This is a genomic window from Blastocatellia bacterium (assembly GCA_035275065.1).
Lineage (GTDB): Bacteria > Acidobacteriota > Blastocatellia > UBA7656 > UBA7656 > DATENM01.
Genome location: DATENM010000037.1, coordinates 51,534 through 74,774 on the forward strand (window position 1 = coordinate 51,534; position 23,241 = coordinate 74,774).

Here is a 23,241-nt window from a genome sequence, read left to right on the forward strand (position 1 = left end):
GCTGCCCGCCGCGCCCGCAACCGTCAGTGCGGCGCGCGCCATACCGGCGCTAAGGCTTGCCGACCATAACGAATGATGACCAGTAGTAAGGATGGCGCAGCGCTTTATCGCTGGCGATCATGCGCAGCTTCGCCTGGCGCAGCGCCGCCGCATTGCTCAGCCCGCCGCTCAGGCTCGCATAGAAATCTTTCATCAACTGGCCGGTCGCCCCATCGCTGACATTCCACAGGCTGACGACCACCGTGCGGGCGCCGGCATGGAGGAAGGCGCGGCTGAGCCCGACGACGCCTTCGCCGGATAGCAACTGCCCGCGTCCGGTCTGACAGGCGCTCACCACCACGAGATCGCAATCGAGGTCGAGCTGGGAAATCTCGCTCACATCGAGCAAGCCATCTTCGGCATCGCCCGCGGTCAGCACGACGGCAGAGCGGGCCGGCGTCTTCTCGTCAATCAAGCTGTGGGTGGCAAAGTGCAAGCGCCGATACTGTTTGAGCGGCTCGCGCTTGAAGGCGGCTTCGGTGCTCTGCCTGCCGAGCAGCACCTTACGGCGGTCGGCAGGAAAGAGGCCGGCGATGTACTCTACTTCGTCGTGCGTCCTCGGCAGCGTCGAGAAACGCGGGATGTCGTTTGCCGACAACCGGCGCGTCCGATGACTGACGGCGCGGGTCACCCGCTTGCCCGCCCCGGCCCTGAGTGTCGGCTCGAAAACCGGATCGCCGATGGCCAGCAGCTCCATCTGCCCGCCGCGAGGGCTAGCTGGCTTCTGCCACAAGCCGAGCAGGCTCGCCGAAGGGTTGTTGATGATCTCATGGTCTTCGATTAAATAACGCCCCTTGTGCATCAGCGTCTCGAACGGCAGATAATGCAACAATCCGTCGGGCACGACGATGAGCCGTTGCCCGGGCTCGATCTGTTCGGCCAGCGGGCCGAGCAAGGTGGCGAAGAGCTTTTCGGCCGGCGCGCGCACTTTCTCCAGCTCGTGATCGAGAGTAAGCGACGAGGGCGCTTCGGCGAGCATGTCCAGATACGCTCTGACCGCCTGCTCGATTTGCTGGCGCGGCGGCAGCGTCGCGTAAGAAAGCTTGCCGTGCGCAAACAGCCAGACGTATGAGCGATTCTCCCCGAGCAAGAACTCCGCCAGCACCGTCCGGCTCTGCGCCGTCAGTTTCTGCATCTGATCGGGCTTGGCCAGCTCCGACCAGAGCAGATTTTCTTTGGAATGACAGACCTCCACATCGAGCTGCATCTTCCGATATTCGAACTGTTCATCTTCTAACAACTGGCGCAGCCTGGCCTGACGCTCAGGGCTGAGGTTTGGCTCAAGCAGTTGCAGGCGGCGGGCGGCAATCGCTTGAGAATGCTTGCTCATCTCTGCCGCTTGAGCGTTGTTCACGGATGGCGGCGCCACCCGCCGCGCATCGATGCGGTTGAGGATCATGCGGCCCTTGGCCTTTTCCGCCAGCTCATAGGCATGTGCGAACTGCCCGAGTTCCATCGACAGGTCAATGTATTCCCGATAAGTCGCCTGCCCGGCTTCCCTGAGAGCGAGCGCCGCGGATTCAGTGGCGTTATAAAGCGCCCACCCGTCCCACAGTGCCTCTAACCAGGCGGCGGCCAGCATATATGAACGGAGCGCGCTCTTTTTTTCGCCGATGGCACGCTCGGCGCGAGCGTGACTGAGCTGCGCCAGCCATCGCAAGTTCCAGGCGCGCATGAACTCACCGTGGCTGAAGGCACGGGCGAAAAGCTTATTCGCCAGCCCGAGGGCGCGTTCCGCCAGTTCCAGGGCGGCTGATTTCTGCGCGGCCTGCAAGGCAAGCGCCGACAGGCCGCATAACGCCTTGACCTGCCCCGCCACATTGTCGGCATTCACAGCAATCGGCAGGGCCTCTTCAAAAGCCGCTTTCGCTTGCCCCGCCAATCCCTCTTCCAGACGAATCTGGCCGAGCAGACAGAGCAGATCGGCTTCCGCCGCTTTATTTCCCTGATCGTTTAATTGTCGCGCCTGGCCGATATAGCTAAGCGCCTGGACCTGATCATCCTGCTGATGATAAACCTGTGCCAGCCCGGACAAGGCGAGCAACTGCGCCGGCGTATCATGGGAGCCGCGCGCCAGATCGAGAGCCTGGGTAAAGGCGTGCACGGCCAGCTCAGGCTTGCATAGCTCAGCGTAGACCAGCGCCAGGGCATTCAAGATGTCCGCTTTGACCGAGCCGGGCAGGGATTCGACTTCGTTTGCCTGCCGGTAATAATCGAGCGCCTCCGGGTATTCCAGATCCAGCTTAAAGTAATCTCCCATTTGCAGGGCCGCCCTTGCGGCTTTCTCCGGCTCGCGCCTCAGCACCCATCGCTGCATCGCGAGCTGCACCCGCTGGCGCGAGGCCTCGCGCTGCGGGGTGCCGGCTAGAAAGATGGCCTCCTGGAACAGCACTTCCGGCGGCGGCGACATCTCCTGGGAGGCGTCCGCCGCGCCGCGGCTGTGACCGACGGCGAGCGGAGCCGACGCAGTCAGCAAAACGACCGACATCAGAAACGCGGTGAGGCAAGATGTGTTTTTTTTCGGTAACAAGATACACCCACTTTGACAAGGATCAGAGAGTATACCATCGGGGAGGTGTCAGCGAGAATACCCTGCCTTGATGTTCATGTAAACCCGAAATGGAATGAAAAGGCTAGTACTTAAGGGGCTGATCGACAACAGCAGTTCCCAGTCGGGTTTGCCATGTCGGGCAATCAATCGGCGGGCAACTCGACATAGAAAGCCTGCTCGACATGGCTGCCTTAGGAGGCAGCCATGTCGAGCAAGGCGGAATGGTGAGAGGCGGCGGGATCAAGCCCCGGCGATTCGCCGGTCGCGGACTTGATCCCGCCGGTTATTCACATCGGGTCAATGACAGCCCGATATGCAGTTGTTGTATTGGATGTCACACAAAGAGCCGCCGCCGAGCTGGCATTGAATACGTGCCTGCTCGCAGTCGCCGGCACAGTCGGGCGCGACAGCCCGCGGTTTCTGGTTAGCCGCCCGCGCCGAAGTCTGCGGCTGAAGGCTCAACAGGCTGAGCGCCAAAACCAGCGCCAGCACGAAAATGCGGGCCATGAAAAGTTGACGGTTGCGAGTGGCGAGCGCGCCGGGGGGCGCCGCCAAGGTAACTGAGTTCTTCTCCATTTGTAAGCGCTTCCTTTCTGAAGTCGGGTTTTAGGAAGGCAGGCCGATGCCGCCTCCAAACCTCTTGTGGGCAATTGCCGCGAGGGTCTGGACACGGTGGAGAAGATTTTTTTTTTGCGAGCCGGCGGCGGCGTTCGCACAAGCGGTCGCTATCAGCCAAGGCTTTAACAGTCAGGCGTTATATCAATGACTTTTAATTCGGCCGGGTGTAATCCTGGGCCGCGCCACCGCACGTTCTTCATAGGGCGAAGCCCACGGGGCAGCTTCTTCGATAGCGCCTGTCGCGCTATCCCGGCGAGCCGGCTGGCCCTCTGCCGCAACGGATGTCAAGTTGCCGGCTAAGCGCAGCATCCGTCGCGGAGGGGAGAGGATGACCACGGAAGAGCTTGACTTATGGGAACGCTATGGCCAGGGAGAGGAAACGGCGCGCAAAGCCTTGATCTTGCGTTATCTGCCGATGGTCGAGCCGCTGGCCCGGCGTATTGCCAGGAGCGCCGGCTGGACCGACTGGGAAGACCTCAGGCAAGATGGCATCATTGGACTGATGCAGGCAATGGCGCGGTTCGACTCCAGGCGCGGCGTCGCCTTCAAGACCTTTGCAAGGTTTTATATTCGCGGCGCCATTTTCGACAGCCCGGAACTGACCCGCACCCTGGCTCGACGGCAGCAAGAAATCTGCCGTCAGGTCAGAGAGGCCGAGGCCGAGTTGACCGCGATGCTCCAGCGCCAACCCACGCTTGAGGAGGTCGAGCGGGCGACCGGGCTCAGCGGCGAACAGATCCATACGGCTCTGGACGCCGCCGGCCTGACATTCGCCGGCGCGCTTGACGATGCCGACCCTGAGGCCGTCGCGACAACCGAGCCAGCGAGATCAGAAACGACCGCCCTGGTCCGCGAGGCGCTCGCGCAGCTCACTGAAAAGGCGGCGCGGATCGTCATTTACTATTATGTTGAGGGGCGATCTACCGACGAGATCAGCCGGGAGCTCGATCTGTCTGTGAGTAACGTCACGAAGATTCGCCAGCGCGCCATGCGCAAGCTGAGCAAATTGCTCGGCGAGAAACGCTGAGGTGGGCATGATGAAAACCGACGACCTCAAAAATAAGCTGCGCAGCCTCAAGCTCATTCATCTGACTGAGAGCGCGCTAACCGCCTACTGCGATCAGGAGCTCGATGCCGCCAGCCGCGCCCTGGCCGAAGCCCACATCAAGCAATGTTTCATCTGCGCGCGAAAAGTAGAGTCGCTGCGCGAAGAGGACGAGGCGTTGCAGCGCCGGGAGATTTCCGCTGATGATGTGGCGCTGGTCGAGCGGCTGATGGCCGAAAGCGACCCGCGACGACCATCGCCCACCGACCGGCCCGTCACCAACGCCCAGGGAATCCCTGCCGAGCAGCGGCTGACTGAGTACCTGCGGCCTATGGTCGCAAGCTGGCAGACCTTTTTCAGACAGCAAGCGGCGAGCGGCGCGTTGACGGCGCGAGCGCCGCGGCATCTCGCCGAGCAGGGCAAGGAAGTCTGGCAGTGGCAGAGCGATGATGGGTATATGCGAGCCCGGGCGATGCTCGAAACCAGCACCGACCTGACGATCCATTTCTCTTCGAGCGAAATGCAGCTTGAAGGCGCGCGCCTGCGCGTCCGCCTCGGCCCGGTCGAAAAGCAAACGACGCTGCGACGGGTTTCCGACTCCGAGGTCTACGCCAAAGTCGCGGTGCCGCGTCAGCACCCGCGCAAGATGGCCGCCCTATCTATCAAAGCATCTCAAGGAGGCGAAGCCGAATAAGCCGGCCCGCCGCCGCCGCCCGCCTCTGTGCTTCAAGCCACCTGCGATCTGAGCCGCCCGGCAAACGCATTCGGTTTGAGTTTTCTTATTCGTATGACTACAATGAATCTCTCGCCGCAAACTACTGCCGAGGGGACGCCTTGGTCTTGAACGCGTGTTTACCGCAGCCGGGCCGCCATGTTTTGGTCTGCCCGTCAACCGACTTTCCCGTTTCAGCGTAGCATGACCTTCACGACTCTTTTGGGATGGACAGCGTGTTGAATCTTTGCTGGAGTCACAGGGGATGCGAACCGTAGACGATCTCGAAGTCAGCTTCGCAGATTTTAAGCCGCCTCAAGTAGCCACTCGCCCCGGCTTCTTCGACCGTCTCGAACGCCACCGCCGGCTGGTGATTTGCGGCCTGGTTGTCCTGGCCTTCGCCGCCCGCGCCTACCAGATTGGCGCCGCCAGCCTCGCCGAAGACGAAGCCAACAAGGTCTTCGCGCTGCGCGCCTACGAGCAGGGCGACTTCACAGTTAACACCGAGCACCCGATGGTGATGAAGATGCTCTGTTACGCATCGCTGCAAACGGCGAGCGCCTGGAACCATTTTGCCGGCACGCCGCTGCACCTCGGTATTAGCGAAGAGGCGGCGATGCGCCTGCCGAATGCGCTGTTCGGCGCACTCACCGTGATTCCGCTGCTGCTGCTCACCGCCGCTTTGCTCGGCTTCCGAGCCGGCGTCATCACAGCGCTGCTGTGGGCCTTTGGGATCAACGCCGTCTGGTTTAGCCGCGTTGACAAAGAAGACACGCTGCTCGTCTTTTTCATGTTCTGCGGCTTCTACCTCTACCACCTGGCAAAGTCACAATGGGCGGACGACGAGCGTCGGCAAGAGACGCTGTACGCGCTGGCGGGGGCGGCCTTCGGGCTGATGATGGCGTCGAAATACTTCCCCCACTATTTCGGCCTGAACTCGCTCTATTACACGCTGGTCGGCTACGACAGCCGCAACAACCGCCCGCTGACGCGGCGGATGTGGGGCCGCTACTTCGGCGGATTGGTCCTGGCGTTCGTCATCTTCAACCCGGCGGTCTTCGTGCCGCAGACCTGGCGCTACCTGTTGAAGTACGTCAACGAAGACCTGCTGACGCACCACGGCTACGTTGTGATGGGTAAGCTGTTCATCAACGACGTGTTGCAAACGCCGGGCGGCAACCCGTGGTACTTTTACTTCCTCTTTCTGCTCGTCAAGGTGCCGCTGCCGGTGTTGCTGGCGTTCACCGTCGGCGTCGTCGAAATCTTCCGCCACCGCGGCCCCTACCCGCAATCGCGCGGCTATCTCTTCCTGCGTCTGATGCTGATCTTCTGGCTCTTGCCGATGTCGCTGATCGGCACCAAGTTCTTGCGCTACACGCTGTCGCTGATGCCGCTGGTTTATATGACCGCGGCCATCGGCATCCTGGTGATGTGGCGCTGGCTGGCAGCGCGGGCGCGGCAGTTGACGCCTTCGCCGGTTGCGGCGAGCCTGGCAGCCGCCGCGCTCGCCATTGTATTTCTGGTTACGCCGGCGGTCAGCATGCTCGGCAGCCTGCCGTTCCCGAATCTTTATCTCAACACACTGGGCGGCCAGCGGGTCGGCTACTTTTTCCCGCACGACGAGTTTTATGACCTGGGGGCGAGAGAAAGTATCCGCTACATCGCCGACAACGCGCCGCCGGGGGCGCGACTGGCGACAGAGATTCCCGGCGTTGTCGAATACTATTTGCAGCGTTACCGACGGTCCGACATTCAAGTCGAGATTATGTCGCAGCCGGGCTTCACCCTGAGCGAGCGTGCTCCCGATTACGTGCTGCTGCAACCGGGCCGCGTCTATTTCGAGAACCGCGAGAATTACGAATTCATCGAGCGCACCTTTCCCATCGTGCAGTCGAGCGACTACGGCGGCGCGGCCGCCGCGCGAGTCTATCGAGCGACAAGTGACAAGTGACAAGGCCCAAGGTCTCGTCTCCTTCTTGTCACTGGTCACTCGTCACCTTCTGATGAAACGATTGATTGTCAACGCGGACGACTTCGGCTTCACGCGCGGCGTCAATGCCGGGATTCTGCGGGCTTTTGAAAGCGGCATTCTGACGAGCGCGACGTTGATGGCCAATGGCGACGCCTTTGACGAAGCGGTAACGATGGCGCGGGCCAACCCGCAGCTTGGCGTAGGCTGCCATCTGGTTGCGGTCGGCGGGCGCCCGCTCGCGCCCGCCCCCGAGATCGCCTCGCTGGTTGACCGCGATGGCTTGCTGCCGCGCACGCTCACCGATTTAATTAAACGGCTGGCGCGCGGCAGGGTGCGCGTCGAGCATCTGGAGCGCGAGTTCGCCGCGCAAGTCGAGCGGGTTCGCCGCGCAGGGATTACGCCGACGCACTTCGACTCGCACAAACACACGCACACCCAGCCGCTGGTGATGAAGGCGCTGGCGCGCGTCGCCAGCGCCTTCGGCGTCCGCGCCGTGCGCAATCCGTTTGAAAGCTGGCGGGCGCCGGTTATAACAGGAGGGGCGGCCCGCGCCCGGCGCGGCATTTACTTGAAGCAGTTTGTGATGTCGGCTACAGTGGCGGCCCGCGCCCGGACGTTTCATCGCCTTGTCCGAGATTATGGTTTGCAAGCGCCGGACTTTTTCTGTGGCGTGCGCCTGACCGGATTGCTCGATGCGGAAGCCGCGCGGCGCATCATCGAAGCCTTGCGCGACGGCACCACTGAGTTGATGTGCCACCCCGCCGTGTATGATGATGAGTTGGAGCGCGCGGCGACGCGATTGAAGCGTGAGCGCCAGCGCGAGCTTGAAGCGTTGAGCGATGATAACGTGCGCCGCGCCATTGCCACACAACAGGTGCGGCTCATCAATTATCAGGAGTTTGTCGAGCATGTTTGAAAGTGAAATCGAAGCCCCTCGCTATTCCGTCGTCGTGCCGTTTCACAACGAGGAAGAGAGCGTCCGCGAGCTTTATCAGCGCTTGTCCGAAGTGATGAGCAACCGCTTCGAGCCGGTCGAATTCATCTTCATTGACGACCACAGCAGCGACCGCACGCTCGCGGCGTTGAAAGAGATTGCCGCCGCCGACCCGCGTGTCGTCGCCATCCGGCTGAAGCGCAACTACGGTCAGACGGTGGCGCTGGCCGCAGGCTTTGATTACGCCGAAGGCGACGTGATTATCTCGATGGACGGCGACCTGCAACATGACCCCGCGGATATTCCGCGGATGCTGGCGACGCTGGGAGCGACCGGCTGCGACATCGTCAGCGGCTGGCGCAAAAAGCGTGTGGATAATTTCCTGCTGCGCCGCTTGCCGTCGCGCATTGCCAACTGGCTGATGGCCAGGTTATCGGGCGTCAACATTCATGACTTCGGCACGACCTTCAAGGTCTATCGCAAAGACACGATCAAGCAGATCAAGCTCTATGGCGAGATGCACCGCTTCATCCCGGCGCTGGCTTCGTGGAACGGCGCGACCATCGTCGAGGTGCCGATCAAGAACATCGAGCGGCCGGGCGGGCGCTCGCATTATGGCCTGTCGCGAACGGTGCGGGTGTTGTTCGACCTGCTGACGATCCGCTACCTGCTGAAGTACGTCACCCGCCCGCTGCACTTCTTCGGGCCGCTCGGCCTGCTGAGCACGATGGCCGGAATGTTGATCATGCTCTGGATGCTGGCGAAGAAGCTACTGTATGGCTCGGACCTCTTCGAGCAGCACGGGCCGCTGATGATCCTCGGCGCGGTGTTGATCCTGGCCGGCGTGCAGTTGATCACTTCGGGGTTGATCGGCGAGATGTTGAGCCGCACCTACTTCGAGTCGCAGGGCAAGCCCATCTATTCAATCGAGCGAATCATCACCGGGAAGACGGTGACAAGTGACAAGTGACACGGAACGGAGTCAGGAGTCAGGAGTCAGAATAAAAAACGCAGGCGGAGCCGACGTCCTCTTCCATTCTGACTCCTGACTTCCTTCTTATCAATCTTCAATGATGAAATAGTCGGCGCGTAGCGGCTGAGTGCGGCGCATGATCGGCTTGAGACGCAGCGTGTCACGCTCGACGTGCTCGGAGAGAATCACGCGATTCTCGTCGCCAAAGTCGAGCAGCACATGAACCGGCTTGGCGTCGTGCTGCGCCGAGGCGCTGACGTGCTTGAGGATGCTTTCGCCTTCGGCGTTGGTGTCGCGCTTGAACAACTCGACGCCGCGCACGCGGCCTTCGCGGTCAATGATGGTTACCGGCACCACGCCTTCGCCCGCTACGCCTCCCGATGCTTGCCGCTGCTCGCGCAAGACGCTCATCAGTTTCGCCAGCAACTCATGGTTGACCATCTCGCTTGCGGGCTTCGGCTGCGCGTAGGCGTTCTCTTCCCAGCCGCGCAGCATCTCCCACACGGCGGCGGGCACCGCGTCGGCTTCTGTCGCCGCCGGCTCATACGCCGCGGCGGCGCGCTCGGCCTCGGCGTACAGAGCGATCTCGGCAACGCAATGGCGGCACTGCGCGGCGTGCGCCGCGACCCGCGCATCGCGCTCACCCGACGAGCGGCTGTAGAAGAACGCGGCGAGCGCCGCGACATCCGGGTGATCGTCTTGAGAGTTGATTGAAGCGGCGTCGGCTGGTGTCGCCGGGTCGCCGTCTTCGGCAGCGTGATCCTTCAAGGCGCGCACCAGGCGGGCGATGGCGGCGCAGTCCGCGCAATCGCTCAGATGTCGCTCGACCTGTTGCCGCGCCTCGTCGCTGGCCGCGCCGTTCAGGTAATCGAACAACTGTCTGCTTGGATGCGCTGACTTTCGTGCCATGATCTCACCTGCCTGCTCACACTCGCCGGGGCGAATGTGTCACTTCCTTGGATTCAACTTTGCGGGGATGGGTTTTCCGCCGCATCGCCCGACACCACCTTGAGGCACTGGCTATAGAGCGACAGGTAATAAGTCCGCGCGTCGGGCTTTTCGATCTTCGTTTTGTGCTCGCGGTCAACGATGAGCAGCATCAACTCCAGCGCCACGCGCTGCTTCGAATCGGTCATTAACGGATGCTCGTCCATGCGGGTTGCCTCGCTGAAAATGGAAAATAAGCTCGACGCCTGTTGCGCCGTTGTCAGCCAGTTCACGCTCATTGCTTTTTCTTCTTCGCGCCGCCCAGCACGGCGTTTGCCGAGGTGAAGCCATGCGCCTCAAGCCATTTCCTCAACCGCTCCTTCAAACGGTGCGCGCGCTGATAGACCAGGTCTTCCGACATGGCGAACTCGCCGGCGATCTCGGTCGCGTTGCGCCCCAGGATGATGTAGTCGCTGACGATCACCGAATCTTTCCAGTCGCGGCAGACATCGCCGAGCAGTTGATCAACGATCTCGCGCTGCTCGCTACGAATCGCCTCGGCCTCGGGCGATAGCGTCAGCGCCGGCGCGCGCTCGACTTCCGAAGGCTCGTCGTCGTCAGGGTCAGCCGCCGGGCGCGGCGTCCACGACTTGTCGCGGCGCACACGGCGGATCGTATCAATCATCTCGCTCTGCGTGATGCGCGCGATGAAGCTCGACAGTTTCCCCTCACGACGCCACAGCCGCAGCCCGCGATAGATTTTATAAATCGCCCGCGACACCACATCGTCCGCCGCGTCCCATTCCGGGTAGCGGTATTGCGAATAGCGGACGACGTGATTGATCAAGCCGCGATAGCGGGCGATCAAGGTCTCGAAACAGAGGTGCGCGCGCTCGCGCTCGGTCTTCTGGCCGACGAGGAAGCAGTCCACCAGTTCTTCGTCGCTCAGCTCGTCGAGCCTGCGGTCATTGATCTCGGTTCCAGCCGCGGTGCTATCGGTCATGCGCGCACTCTTGAGAACGTGTAATTGATCTATCTCCGGCGTGCGCATTCTAACATCGGGCTTTCTTCGCGCCAAAGCCCAATGCGGTTGACGGCGGCAAGCGGGATTGTCTGACAGCCGGATGATTCTTTGTAAGAAGAACGAGAGACTAATGACCGATGAGCGATTGATAAATCGTCTGCGAGATGTCGGCGATCAGTCGGTGGGCGCGGGCTTCGTCGCTGAGGCCGCGCGTCAGCACGACCAGCACGTAAGGCTTGCGGTTGGGCAGAAAGATGATCGCGGCATCGTGATTGATCCGGGTGATCGAGCCGGTCTTGTGCGCGACGCGCGCGTCTTTGGCAAGGCCCGCCGGGATGCCTTCGTTGAATTGCTGATCGAGCATCACTCGGATCATTTCATCAGAAGCCTGCCGGGATATGGCGTGGCCCGCGGCAATGCGGCGCAACAGGATCATCAGGTCGCGCGCCGTCGTCGTGTTGTTCAAGCCACGGTCGAACGCCTTGCCGTCTTCGACGCCGCGCAACACGCGGATGTTGTGCGCGCCCATCTCGCGCATCAGCTCCATCACGCGCGCGGGCTGCACACGCTCGATCAAAATGTTCGTCGCCAGGTTGCTGCTGGCAATAATCATCAGACGCATCAGCTCGCGGATAGTCGCGGTCTCGCCGATGCGTTTGTAAAGCGACGGCTCGCTGTCGTCTGTGGCCGAGATCGAAAAGTGACTGCCATCGGCGATGCTCAGAAAATCGTTCTTGACCGGCAGGCGGTCGTCGAGCGACAGCCCGCCCGCCGCCGCCTGGCGATAGATTTCCATCATCACCGGCACCTTCATGGTGCTGGCGGCGTGAAAGTTGGCGTCGGGGTTAATCAGCAGCTCACTGCCGCTGGCGAGGTCGTGGAAGGCGACCGCGACAATTTCAGCGCCGCTCGCTGTGACCAGCTCGGCAATTTTTTTGCGCGCCTCGTTGAGAGACGATTCCTTCACCGGGCGCGCTTCGGCCGCAAGCGCGAGGCTGCAAAAAATCATGGCGCCCAAGGCCAGAGCCAGGCAGGGCGCGGGAGTTTTTTTAATCAGCATCATCGTTCAGAACGTTTGAGGGCGCGGGCCATCAGGCCGAGCCCCGCGGCAAACAGCGTCAACATCAGAATGGTGTTAAACAGGCTGGTCTGTTGGAAATAGACTTGCAGGTTCGAGATGATGCCGACGAAGATGATCACGGCACCGCCGCCCGCCAGCAGCCAGCCGGCAATCGAGCGGCCATTAAAGAACAACAGCCCGATGCCGATGACCAGCGGCAACAGCGTCAGCCCGAAGGTGTTCGGCCCCCACCAGTGCCAGTAACCGCTCGTCACTTGCACTTGATTCATGATCAGGTAGCCGCCGGCGATGGCCAAGGCCAGTCCGAATAAAAACATGCCGATGCCGCCCGGCGTGCCGCCCGGCGAAAATCTGGGACTACGTGATTCTTCTTCAGTTTTGCGCCTGCTTTCCAAAGTCTTATCCTTTCCGCCTGCAAGTCACGCGTTCACTGCCACAGGGTACTCGACGGCGCTCGTGACAATTTTGTGACAATTCTCAAGGCGGTGTCTTGAGAGCGCCCCGATAGCATGTGTGACGAACCATGAAGTCGTAATACCACTTGTCACCTTGTTTTCTTACCGTCACTTGAACCTTCCTCTCCAGCCACTGACCATCGAAAGGCTGACGCAATCATACATGAAGTTCATGTGCGGAGGCTATAGCCTTGCCGGCGCTTCCGAACGCATCCACTCTAAGATTTCATCGGCCAGAAAGATGGTCCGGCGGCCCGCCTTACGATGGGGGATCGTGCCTTGGGAAACCCATTCATAGACCGAGCGAGTTGAGACCCGTAAGAGATTGGCCACTTCCTCCACCGTGAAGAACTTGGGTAAGATGGGTAAGCACTGAATTCATCTATGTAGAATGGGCAAAAGACTGGGCCGTGCCAGTCAAGCTGATGATGATGTGGGCGTACGCAGCCAGACTTCACAATCTGTTTTATGCGATTGGGGCTTCGCCGGATAAACCGGTCTTCTCCTCGCTCAGAGATCCTGCTCTGGAAGTTGCTGATACGTCCGATGCGAAAGCGGCTGCTGCCCGCGCCAATCACTGGGCGTCCTGCGTCGCTTCAACGTTTTCGGAAATCGCCTGTAATAATTTCAAGTTGCACGGCACTTTATAGATAATGGCTCATTCAATGGCCAACCGCCAAAAGTCGAATCGCCCGGTCCAGAACTTGATCCTGATGAGTTTGCCGACTTCCGAATTCGACCGCCTTTTTCCTAATTTAAAACTGGTCAACCTGACTCAAAGCAGGGTTATTTACCACCCTGGTGAATCTATCCGTGAGGTTTATTTCCCCAACACCGGTATGGTGTCTGTACTCTCGACCACGTCCGAGGCCGAAACGATTGAAATCGCAATGGTCGGTAATGAGGGGATGGTCGGGATGCCTATTTTCTGGGGCAGTGAGACAACCCCTTACCGGATGACGGTGCAGATTGCCGGTGCCGCCTATGTAATGAGTGCCGCATTGCTTAAAGAAGAGCTCAAGCATCAGACGGCGCTGCGCGACCTGCTGTTGCGCCACACCTACACCCTAATCAAGCAGATTGCACAGTCGGCCATCTGCAACCGCTTTCACACCATTGAGCAGCGCCTCTGCCGCTGGCTTCTGACCACGCATGACCGTACAAAGGCGAATGGGTTCAACCTTACGCAAGTTGCCCTCTCTCAGATGCTCGGTTCGGCGCGGCAACGCCTCAATGGGGCAGTCCACTCATTGCAGAAAAAGGAGCTTATACGTTACATGCGTGGTCAGATCTTGATTCTCGACCGTAGCGGCCTAGAAATGGCCTCTTGCGAGTGTTACGGGGTGGTCAAGCGCGGTTTTGAAAAAACTGTATACGATCAAAAAATAATGCCCTGAGTGTCCCCCATGTGACAGACAATGGTTTCCCTCCGCGTGTATGATATTTTTCTTCGCTGGGTGGAGCGAAGGACATTCAGCGCCCCCGGGCTGACCATAAGAATCAGTTTCACATAAACGAGCAAGGGATAGGACGACCCTACGTATTACTCCGGAAACATTTCCATTCAGAGAGCGTGCCGGCGGCCTGCACCTCGATAACGCCCGGGTACTCTCCTAAGGAGATTTGTGCGCCGGGAGCAAGGTCGTTTTAGCGCCAGGATACTTCATGCCGGCGGCTAACTTTCGCCCGGTATCTTAGCTTGGCTTTCCTATGTAACCGTATGGCTAATTCCCCTCTCTGGCGCTGTATGCCTGCTTAAAACATGTACTTGGAGGCAGTAGCTTGCAACAACTTCCCTGGCCTGAACTTGGACTGCTTTATGAGAAAGCTTACCATGAAGCGATTTCCCTTCATGGTGACTTGGCCGTAAATTTCATAACCTATGTCGCACGGCTCGATGCGGTTGTCAGCCATCAGCTCACATCCGGGTTCTCACTATCGGAGGCGCTGGCTTGTTTCGAGAGATTGCACACCGGCGATCTGTACCTGGCGATGGCCTGCGCGCAGGCGAGCGAAGCCGCCTGGCGGCGGTTTTCGTTGCTTTATCAGCAACCCGCGCGTGAAGTGGCTCGGCGCATCATACCGTCCAGGTCACAGGCCGATGAGCTCGCCGACAGCGCCATGGGTCATGTCTTCCTACCCGATACGGCAGGCCGCTGCCGCATCGCCTCGTTCGACGGGCGCAGCTCACTCGGCTTCTGGCTGGCGGTGGTCGTCAAGCGCCTGTCGCTCAAAGAGCGGCAGCGTGGCGGAAACCGCTTAGAACAATTGAGTGATCACGTTGAGCTCATTGATGACCAAAGCCTGGCGCGCATGGAAGCCGGGGTCAGGCGAGCACGCTACCGGCGGCTGATTCACCAAGCCCTGCCGCAGCTATCGGCCAAGCTGTCGGCTCGCGAGTTGTTGATCGTGCGTCTGCATTACCTTGAAGGGCTGAAGGCGAGCGAGATCGCCCGCCTGCTCGACGTCAACCGCTCCAGCATTACGCGGCAGCTTGAGCGGACACATGGCAAGCTAAAAAACGAAATCATCACCGGCCTACGGACGCAGAATCGGCTCACCTTTGCAGCCGTTGAAGAGTGTATTGCCGAAATGGTTGCCGATCCTGAATACGCAGTGCTTGCCATGCGCGCAGTCGCCTGAAAAGTCATGGCCAGAGGCCAGAGCGGCTTATACCTGATCGGCTCTGGCTACCGGCCTCCGAAGTGGGCCGGTGCACCTGAGCTTGACAGCAACGGGCCTGCTTATGAGTATCTATACCAATGAAGGGACCCCAGCAGGCCGCCTTCGTATCCAGGTTAAAAATCGAGGTGAAGTGTGGCACATTGCTGCCCGGCAGAAGAGATCATCGCCGCTTACGTCAGGCACACGGCAACGTCTGAAGAGCGGCGACTTGTCGAAGCACACCTGGTTGGCTGCGACAACTGCTGCGAGTTGGTGAGTTTCCTCATCTGCCTTGAGTGTAAGCCTTAGCCTGCGCCCAGCCGCCAGCTACAAGAATCCTAAGCCTATCTAACGCTATTCCTGAAGCCCGCCAAAAAAATTAGAGCTAAAGCAAAAAAAATTCTCCGGCCATAGCAACAACCGTAGGGCCGAGAATCCATGTCTATGAGGGAGAGAAAGTGGTCACGTGGCGGGCGCTGATGACGCGCCGCCGCGGGTCGTTGGATTACGGTCGCCCGGCAGTCAGCCGGGCCGAGCGCCACCGCGCGCCCGTAGTCACGTGTCCGGAGAAAGGAAAAAGGGATGTCAAAGAGGAAGAGCCGCAGGAGAACTGAGCGCCCATTACCGCAGGGCAGAAGGCGGGCCAGGCTGGTCGCCAGTCTCCTGGTGAGCTTGTTGCTGGCTGGCGTGGCGGCGGCTCGGATGGGCAGCCTGTGGTCGCCGAAGCCCTCCCCACAGGCCGGCGATCAGGTTGCTACTCAAAGCTTGGCAACCAATTCGCCCTCTAAAGAGTACGTCTACGCCGGCGGCAAGCTGGTGGCTACTGAGGAGCCCGCCCAGAACTGCACTTATACATTGTCGCCGACCAGCGGTTCGTACCCGGCGACGGCAAGCAGCGGCTCGTTCGCAGTGACGACGCAGGGTGGATGCAACTGGACGGCGACCGCCACCAACAGCTTTATTACTATCACCTCAGGCACCGGCACCGGCAATGGCACCGTAACTTTCTCTCTTGCGGCCAACAACGGCGCGGCGCGCACTGGCACGATCATGGTTCAGGCGCAGACCTTTACCGTCAATCAAGCCGGCACGGGCACCGACGACGCGGTCGTCAACTGGGTGGCGGCTTCTCCTGCCATGAACGCCGGCCAGAGCTACAGCGTCTCGCTCAACCTGACGAACACAGGGACGACGACGTGGACGCCGGGCAGCTACTCGCTCGGCTCGCAGAACCCGCAGGACAACACCGTCTGGGGGTTGAACCAGGTCGTCGTGCCCTCTACGGTCGCCCCCGGCGCCGCCGTTACCTTCACGTTCACAGTGACCGCCCCATCACCCACAGGCTCTTACAACTTCCAGTGGCGGATGAAGCATGGCACCAGCTATTTCGGTCAGATGTCGACCAACCTGCCGGTCCGCGTTCGCAGCGGCAGCATTCGCGCAACTCCCAACCCGATTCAGGTCTGCAACGGCTCCGGTGCAGGATCGACGACCATCTACTGGTCATCGGTATGGACCACGCAGGTTGAAGTTCACCTCAACACGTGTGATGGGCCGCTCTTCGGCCAAACCGGCGCCGGCGGTGAGTTTTCTTGGGCCACCGGCAACTGGGTGTATGACGGTATGGTCTTCTATTTGCAGGACGCCACCGATAACCAACCAAATGATCCTGCGAATACCCTGGCGACGACGACGGTCCACCTGACCACTGCCGGGTGCACCGGGCCGACGGGCACAATCGTAGCCGACCCCAACCCCATTTCGACTTGCAGCGGCGCCGGTAGGACGCAGATCACCTGGGCGACGACGAACACCAGCTCGGTGAGAGTACGCATCGGCAACCCCGACAGCGGCGCGGAATTTGGCAGTACGATAAGCGGGTCTTGGTGGACCGGTGACTGGGTGACCGAAGGCACGGTCTTCTACCTGGTAGATACGACCAACTCACCGGCAGTGATCCTGTCGCAGGTCACCGTCCACCTGAGCTGTGGCGGCCAGCCGGCGGCGCCGACCAACCTGACAGCCAGCGCGGTTTCCGGCAGCCAGGTTAACCTTCTCTGGACCGACAACAGCAGCAACGAAGATTCTTTCACCCTAGAACGCAAGACGGGTGCTGCCGGTACCTACCAGGTGATCACTTCGCCCAGCGCCAATGTCATCAGCTATTCGGATAACACCCTGTCGCCTTCGACAACTTACTACTATCGGATTAAAGCACACAGCAACTCGTCGGGCGATTCCGGCTATTCCAACGAGGCGAGTGCGACGACGCAAGCCAGCGGCTCAGGCAGCTGCCCGCAGGCGAGCACCTTCTCAGGTGATGGGAATTCGGGCTACGTCGAAGGGACCGGCACGGCTGCCGAGTGGAAGCAGCCGCAGGCGGCGGTGATCGCCATAGACCCGGTGAGCCAAAAACATGCGCTGTTCGTCGCCGATACGGATGGTCAGCGCATCCGTATGATCTATCTTGAGGGGACCAACGCTGGCCAGTCGATCCTCCTGGCCGGTAGCGGCGTTGCCGGTTTCCAAGATAACACCGATCCCTACCTGGCGCGGTTCCGCTACCCGCGCGGCATCGCCGCAGTGACCGACGTCAATGGCGTAGTAACGATGCTGCTGGTGGCCGATACGGATAACCACGTGATTCGCAAGCTGCTGCCGCCGACTTCGACCAAGTGGCGACTGTCAGCCTTCTCGGGCATCGGCGGCATCGGCTACACGGACGGCAATTCATCACAAAGCCAGTACAACACTCCGCAAGGCATCGTCGTCGCATCGGATGGCTCTATATATGTCGCCGACACCGGCAACGGCGTGATCCGCAAGATTGGCCAGGATGGCACCTCAACGACGCTGGTGGGAGCGGGCACAATCACCATGCCGGTGGGGATTACGGTCAGCCAGGCGAGCGGAATGTTGTACGTCAGCGACCAGGCGACGCAGAAGATCTGGCGGGTGGACACGAGTGGCACGGCGACGGCACTGGCCGGCTCGGGCAGCACAGGGTACGCCGATGGCACGGGCACTGCGGCCATCTTCAACTATCCCACGCACCTTGCCTGGGCCAATACCGCCAGCGGCGAAGCTGTCTACGTCGCCGACCGCGATAACCAGCGACTGCGGCGGCTCCTGGTGGCGAGCGGGACGGTCAGCACCTACGCCGGTTCCGGGACCGCAGGCTTTGCCGACGGCAGTTGCACGGCGGCGCAATTCAATGGCCTGCGCGGCGTCGCCGTCGGCCCAAGCGGCGAGGTCTACGTTGTGGATACGGCGAACAACCGCATAAGGAAAGTCCAATGAAATTGAATAACCAACGGCGAATCGTTTTGGCAGCGGCCTTCACCTGCCTGCTGGCTGTCGGCGGCATGAGCAAACCCGGCAGGACAATGCTGAGCCGGGTGACCCTGGCAGTCAAAACTGGCGAGGTGCGGGCACTATGGAGCGGCGCGCCGGCGTCGGCCACGGTAGCAACGGCGGCGGCAGACGTCGAGCAGCGGGCGCGGGCCAAGCATGGTTGGGGAACGCCCGTACTCAACTCAGTGGCGCACGGGGTCATGACTAGCTATGACCGCAACGGCGCGGTGACCGGGCGCACCGGCATCACCCTCTACCGGAAGTACCCGGATCGCCTGCGCGTCGAGATGGGGCTGGGGATGCCAACCGAGGTGCTGGGCTTCGACCACCAGGAGGCATGGAAGGCCGGAGCCGCGACCCTGACAGCGCAACAGGCGCGTGATATCCGCGCCTGGCTGCGGGCCTCGCCCGAGCGGCTGTTTGTGACGCGGGCTGGTGGGGCGAGCTATCGCGAGGCTGGGCGACGGATCGAGGATTACCGCCCGGCGACACCCTGGCAGGGGGCGACGCGGCAGGTGCCGACGGTGTTGGAGCAGGTGGAAGTCGAGGACCTCATCGGGCCTATGTCCGCCTCCCGGCGGCAGTCTACCGACCGGCGGCTGATCGACTACTACGTTGATAAAGAAAACGCGGTGGTGGTGGCGGCGCGCTGGCTGGAGCCCGAAGACCCGCAGCAGGTGGCGGACGACCCGGCGACGGCGTCCCTGGACGTGCGGGTGGATTTCGCGAACTGGCGGCAGGTGGAAGGGGTGCTGTGGCCGATGCAGGTGACGCACTGGCTGGGTGGCAGGGTTGATTTCCGCGTTGATTTCGACAGCGTGCGACTGAACCAGCAGATGCCCGACACGCTCTTTCAGAAGCCCAATTGATGGTCAGAGGATTCGGCAGTCAGCGGGTCAATGAAGCACGGCGGTAAAAAGGTAGCATTCCGGGCAGGGGCAGTCTTGCCTGGCGCATCAGCATTAATCAGGCGCAAATGAAACAGCCGCTCGTCAAGGCAATTATTCCGAACAGGTGATTCCGTTCGCAGCAAACGAAGGAGACATGACCAATGCGATCAAACCGATTTAAGCACTTTCAATTGCGATTTGCGGGTAAGAACAAAAGCAGGCTCAGATTACTGGTCTTGGCCTGCCCTTTAGTGGTCGGAGTTACCATGACCACATTCGCCGTGCGCGCTTTTAATAAAGAAATGTCCATGCCGCCGGCCAGTGCGCCGGCTAGGGTCAGTGCCGCGGGCCCGCTGCCGGCCCGCGCTGCTGCCGCTCAGCCTCCCGCCTCGGCTGTAAAGGCCGCCGTCGTCACGGTCCGCCCAAACGGCTTTGAGCCTTCCGAAATAACTGAGCCTAAGGGCCTATTCGTATTGGCCGTCGAGAATCGCAGCGGTCTACAAACCATCCAACTCCGCCTCGATGCCGTGACTGGTAATCGAATCAATGATAGGCCGATACCAAGGAACAAACATGATTTAGCCCAAGCACTGGACCTCCCGCCTGGGCAGTATGTGCTAAGCGAAGCCTATCACCCGGATTGGCGCTGCACAATTACCATCACGGCGAAGTGATCGAATTCATTAATAACTTTAGTTGACTGGCCCGATGACAGCGGAACGAATTGTGAGGATAGCACCCATGAAAACCCGAGCGAAGCGGACGAACACCAGCTTGATCGCCCGAGGCATGATCTGCTTCAGCAGCCTGCTTTTACTATTTGCCCTTTCGGGGAGCGCAAAAGCTCAAGGCGACGCAGGCGGCATGACGCCACCCTCTCTGACGCCTGGCACCCCGTTCGGCTCCTATCCGCTCAGCGGGTTTGATAGCGTCAACCTATTCAACGGCAACCTGAATTTCCATTTGCCGCTGCTGAAGGTGGGTGGGCGAGGGGCAACGCAGGTTCCGGTCATGTTGAAAATCGAGGAGCGCTGGCGGGTCGTCCCGTTCACTTCATGCTCTCCGTGTGGCCCTGTCTATTATGCAACCTACAATTGGTGGACAGGTTATCAGGTGGGTTATGGCCCGGGAGTCCTGGAAGGGCGGGCGGGCACCGATGGGGAACAGCAGGATATTGACGGCGCGACCTATCCACAGAGAACGCTTACCCGATTCACCTTCACCGCCTCGGACGGCACGGAATTCGAACTGCGAGACGCGATCAGCAACGGCGCGCCACAGCTCGTGGATTTGAGTCAGCCACTCCATCCACATTTCTACCTCCGCGGCTCCGTATTCACCACCGCCGATGGCTCGTCGGCGACCTTTATCTCCTGCCAGCCTGATGGCACACTGCTCCCGATATATGACGACACGGTAGCTCCGGCGTATCCGGCCGGCTACTTGCTTCTGGGCGACGGCACACGCTATCGAATTGACGGTGGCCTGGTCCGGTGGATACAGGACCGCAACGGCAATCGCGTCAACTTCTATTACGAGCATGTCGATCAGTTCGGGAGCGCTGATGGCCGGGTGACCAAGATCGTTGACTCGCTGAACCGGCAGGTGACATTCAGCTATGACGTTGATGCCGGCGGCCAATATGGCATCTGTGATGAGATAAACTATCAAGGGTTTGCAGGCACACCAAGGACCATCCGCATTTCCAAGGGCGGTTTGGGCACAGCCTTACGACCCGATTTTCCGCGCACCCGGCCGATGAGCTACCTGTTCCCGGACGTCCCAGGGTCCGACCAGACGCGCTTCAGCCCAACCGTTATCACCGCCGTGTGGCTGGCGGATGGCACCAGTTCTTATAAGTTTTATTACAACGATTACGGCGAGCTGGCCCGCGTCGAACTGCCCAGCGGAGGCGCGACCGAATATGACTGGGGGGCGGGCATGAACAACGCGCTGACGGGCGGCGTGATCAATGGCACGGCGATTTATCGCAGAGTGCTCGAACGCCGCGTCTACCCGAGCAGCGCCGCCGGCACGGCCTACGAGAGTCGCATGACTTACAGCGTGCCGGAAACCTGGGTGCCCCCCATCGGGCCGCCCAGCAACGCCGGTTATGTGGATGTCAAAGAATATGGCTCAGACCCCAACACCGCCTTGCTGGCGAATCGCCATTACTTCTATGGCAGCGCGACCGTTCAACCGCTCAGTGTCGAATACAGCCCCTGGAAGACCGGGAAGGAGTATAAGACCGAGGCGTTCGATTCGGACGGCGTGACGGCGCTGCAACGCGGCGAGCAAACCTTTCTTCAAACCTCTCCGGGGTGGTGGACCGGGACCGCCGATGACGCGCCGGAGAATAACCCGCGACTGACCGATTCTAAGTCCACCCTGGTTCAAACCGGCCAGGTGGCCAAGCAGCATTACGAGTACGATGGCTACAACAATCAAAAGGTGATTGAAGAGTACGATTATGGAATTTCCAGCCCCCCAACGTATCCGGTGCGGAGAACCGAGATTGACCATGTGACGACGAATGAGTCGAACAACATCGACTATACCGGCACCGGCATCGAAGCAGACGTTAACCATCGGCCTTACCTGCGCAGCTTGCCGCAGGAGCGCAGGGTCTACGCCGTATCTTCCATAAACGGGGCGAAGACGCTGTTCGCCCAGACCCATTTTTACTATGACCAGACGGCGGCGCAAAACCGCGCCAGCCTCGTCGGACACGATGCGCTCTATGATACGACTTACAATAAACGCGGGAACCTGACCTCGGCCGTCGCCTGGCTGAACACCGGCGAGCCGATCACCACGTCGCTGCAATACGACATCGCCGGCAATGTGGTGCAGACGACGGACGGACGCGGCAAGGCCTCGGTCATCGAGTTCGCGTCTTCGTCGAATACTTACGCGTTCGCGACGACTGTGAAGAGCGCGGTCCCTGACGCCACAGGGCAGCATGGGTCTACCCAACAGTTCATCACCCAGTATGACTACGATCTGGCTTCGGGGCTTCTGAAAACCATCACGAATGCGAACGGGCAGGTGACCACTGCGTCCTACGCCAACGACCCGTTTGATCGCCTGAAGGGCATCACGCCGCCTGCCGGCGGCGGGCAGAAGTCTTTCTTCTATAGCGACACGCCCGGCAACCTGTACGTCCAGACGCAACAACAACAAGACGCCAGTACGACGCTTACCGCCACTGTCCGCTTCGACGGGCTGGGCAGGGCTTACCGGTCTGAGCAGTCGGAGGGCAGCGGCTCGATCTTTGTGGATACTGTCTACGGCGATCTGGGGAGGGTGTCGCAAGTCTCTAACCCGTACCGTACGGGGGATACGGTGCGCTATACGACGACCGCTTATGACGGGCTGGGCCGCGTCCACACGGTCACGGCTCCGGGCGGCGCGTCGGTGACAACGGATTACCTCGGCAATGCGGTGACGGTGACCGACCCTGCCGCGAAATCAAAAAAGACTGTGAGTGACGCGCTGGGCAGAACCATTCAGGTGATCGAAGACCCGGGCGACTCGTCGCACCTGAATTATCAAACCACGTATGTTTACGACGTGCTGAATAATCTGCGCCAGGTGACGCAAGGCAGCGGCAGCACCCAGCAAAAGCGCTACTATCTGTACGACTCGCTCGGCAGGCTGATCCGCGCGAGCAATCCAGAGCAGGAGATCAACACGAGCCTGACGCCGGCCATGACCGACCCCATTACCGGGCGCAGTCAGTGGTCAATGGCCCTCACCTATGATAGCAACGGCAATCTGTTGACGCGCACCGACCCGCGCAACGTCACCGCCAACTACTACTATGACGACCTCAACCGCGTCTACAAGCGAGACTACACTAACAACATCAACCAGACGCCGACCGTCAACTTCACCTACGACGGCATCGGCAGCACGGCGCAGTACGCCCTCGGCCAACTCACCCTGGTGAGCGCCAGCAGCATCTCAGGCTTCGCCTCAAGCTATTCCTACGACAACTTC

19 protein-coding genes are annotated in these 23,241 nt (G+C 60.5%); 12 read left to right on the forward strand and 7 right to left on the reverse strand.

Annotated elements, in window-relative coordinates; translation table 11 throughout:
- Positions 1–49: 49 nt before the first annotated feature.
- On the reverse strand, positions 50–2,527 hold the full coding sequence (locus VJ464_08080; GenBank protein ID HKQ05072.1) for a CHAT domain-containing protein: 2,478 nt from the start codon (positions 2,525–2,527) through the stop codon (positions 50–52).
- Positions 2,528–2,887: 360 nt separating this feature from the next.
- A complete protein-coding gene (locus tag VJ464_08085) occupies positions 2,888–3,166 on the reverse strand; it encodes a hypothetical protein (protein ID HKQ05073.1) in 279 nt (92 codons plus the stop codon).
- A gap of 370 nt (positions 3,167–3,536) precedes the next feature.
- Here VJ464_08085 and VJ464_08090 point away from each other — a divergent pair, with 370 nt between their 5' ends.
- From VJ464_08090 to VJ464_08110, 5 genes are all read left to right on the forward strand, one after another.
- Positions 3,537–4,235 (forward strand): sigma-70 family RNA polymerase sigma factor, encoded by a 699-nt coding sequence (locus tag VJ464_08090; protein ID HKQ05074.1) that lies wholly within the window; start codon positions 3,537–3,539, stop codon positions 4,233–4,235.
- Between the two features lie 7 nt (positions 4,236–4,242).
- Positions 4,243–4,947, forward strand: coding sequence for a zf-HC2 domain-containing protein (locus VJ464_08095; GenBank protein HKQ05075.1), 705 nt, complete (start codon positions 4,243–4,245; stop codon positions 4,945–4,947).
- A 283-nt stretch (positions 4,948–5,230) separates the two neighbouring features.
- The gene (locus tag VJ464_08100) at positions 5,231–6,916 is read left to right on the forward strand and encodes a glycosyltransferase family 39 protein (protein ID HKQ05076.1); all 1,686 of its coding nucleotides are present in this window, start codon (positions 5,231–5,233) and stop codon (positions 6,914–6,916) included.
- Between the two features lie 52 nt (positions 6,917–6,968).
- Positions 6,969–7,853, forward strand: a complete 885-nt coding sequence (locus VJ464_08105) for a ChbG/HpnK family deacetylase (GenBank protein ID HKQ05077.1) — start codon at positions 6,969–6,971, stop codon at positions 7,851–7,853.
- Positions 7,846–8,841 carry a glycosyltransferase family 2 protein gene (locus tag VJ464_08110; protein HKQ05078.1) on the forward strand — a complete coding sequence of 332 codons (996 nt, stop codon included), beginning with the start codon at positions 7,846–7,848 and terminating at the stop codon, positions 8,839–8,841. The genes VJ464_08105 and VJ464_08110 overlap by 8 nt, the downstream gene beginning before the upstream one ends.
- Before the next feature lie 90 nt (positions 8,842–8,931).
- Here the strand turns inward: VJ464_08110 and VJ464_08115 are convergent, their stop codons facing one another.
- The 5 genes from VJ464_08115 to VJ464_08135 form a co-directional block, all read right to left on the reverse strand.
- Entirely contained in the window at positions 8,932–9,753 is an 822-nt protein-coding gene (locus VJ464_08115) for a zf-HC2 domain-containing protein (protein HKQ05079.1), read from the reverse strand.
- 53 nt (positions 9,754–9,806) lie between these two features.
- Complete coding sequence (locus VJ464_08120; protein HKQ05080.1) at positions 9,807–10,070, reverse strand: hypothetical protein; 264 nt, start codon at positions 10,068–10,070, stop codon at positions 9,807–9,809.
- Positions 10,067–10,774 carry a sigma-70 family RNA polymerase sigma factor gene (locus VJ464_08125; protein ID HKQ05081.1) on the reverse strand — a complete coding sequence of 236 codons (708 nt, stop codon included), beginning with the start codon at positions 10,772–10,774 and terminating at the stop codon, positions 10,067–10,069. Before VJ464_08125 ends, VJ464_08120 begins: the two co-directional genes overlap by 4 nt.
- 148 nt (positions 10,775–10,922) lie before the next feature.
- Entirely contained in the window at positions 10,923–11,762 is an 840-nt protein-coding gene (locus tag VJ464_08130) for a serine hydrolase (protein ID HKQ05082.1), read from the reverse strand.
- 92 nt (positions 11,763–11,854) lie between these two features.
- Positions 11,855–12,271 carry a hypothetical protein gene (locus VJ464_08135; GenBank protein HKQ05083.1) on the reverse strand — a complete coding sequence of 139 codons (417 nt, stop codon included), beginning with the start codon at positions 12,269–12,271 and terminating at the stop codon, positions 11,855–11,857.
- A gap of 470 nt (positions 12,272–12,741) precedes the next feature.
- On the opposite strand from VJ464_08135, the gene VJ464_08140 reads away from it, so the two are divergent.
- The 7 genes from VJ464_08140 to VJ464_08170 form a co-directional block, all read left to right on the forward strand.
- On the forward strand, positions 12,742–12,981 hold the full coding sequence (locus tag VJ464_08140; GenBank protein HKQ05084.1) for a hypothetical protein: 240 nt from the start codon (positions 12,742–12,744) through the stop codon (positions 12,979–12,981).
- Positions 12,982–12,996: 15 nt separating this feature from the next.
- Positions 12,997–13,728 carry a Crp/Fnr family transcriptional regulator gene (locus VJ464_08145; GenBank protein ID HKQ05085.1) on the forward strand — a complete coding sequence of 244 codons (732 nt, stop codon included), beginning with the start codon at positions 12,997–12,999 and terminating at the stop codon, positions 13,726–13,728.
- A gap of 385 nt (positions 13,729–14,113) precedes the next feature.
- Complete coding sequence (locus VJ464_08150) at positions 14,114–14,974, forward strand: sigma-70 family RNA polymerase sigma factor (GenBank protein ID HKQ05086.1); 861 nt, start codon at positions 14,114–14,116, stop codon at positions 14,972–14,974.
- 603 nt (positions 14,975–15,577) lie between these two features.
- A complete protein-coding gene (locus VJ464_08155; GenBank protein ID HKQ05087.1) occupies positions 15,578–18,295 on the forward strand; it encodes an NBR1-Ig-like domain-containing protein in 2,718 nt (905 codons plus the stop codon).
- Entirely contained in the window at positions 18,292–19,218 is a 927-nt protein-coding gene (locus VJ464_08160; protein ID HKQ05088.1) for a hypothetical protein, read from the forward strand. Before VJ464_08155 ends, VJ464_08160 begins: the two co-directional genes overlap by 4 nt.
- Before the next feature lie 182 nt (positions 19,219–19,400).
- On the forward strand, positions 19,401–19,913 hold the full coding sequence (locus VJ464_08165; protein HKQ05089.1) for a hypothetical protein: 513 nt from the start codon (positions 19,401–19,403) through the stop codon (positions 19,911–19,913).
- 67 nt (positions 19,914–19,980) lie between these two features.
- A partial coding sequence (locus VJ464_08170) for a hypothetical protein (GenBank protein ID HKQ05090.1) occupies positions 19,981–23,241 on the forward strand: 3,261 nt, incomplete at its 3' end.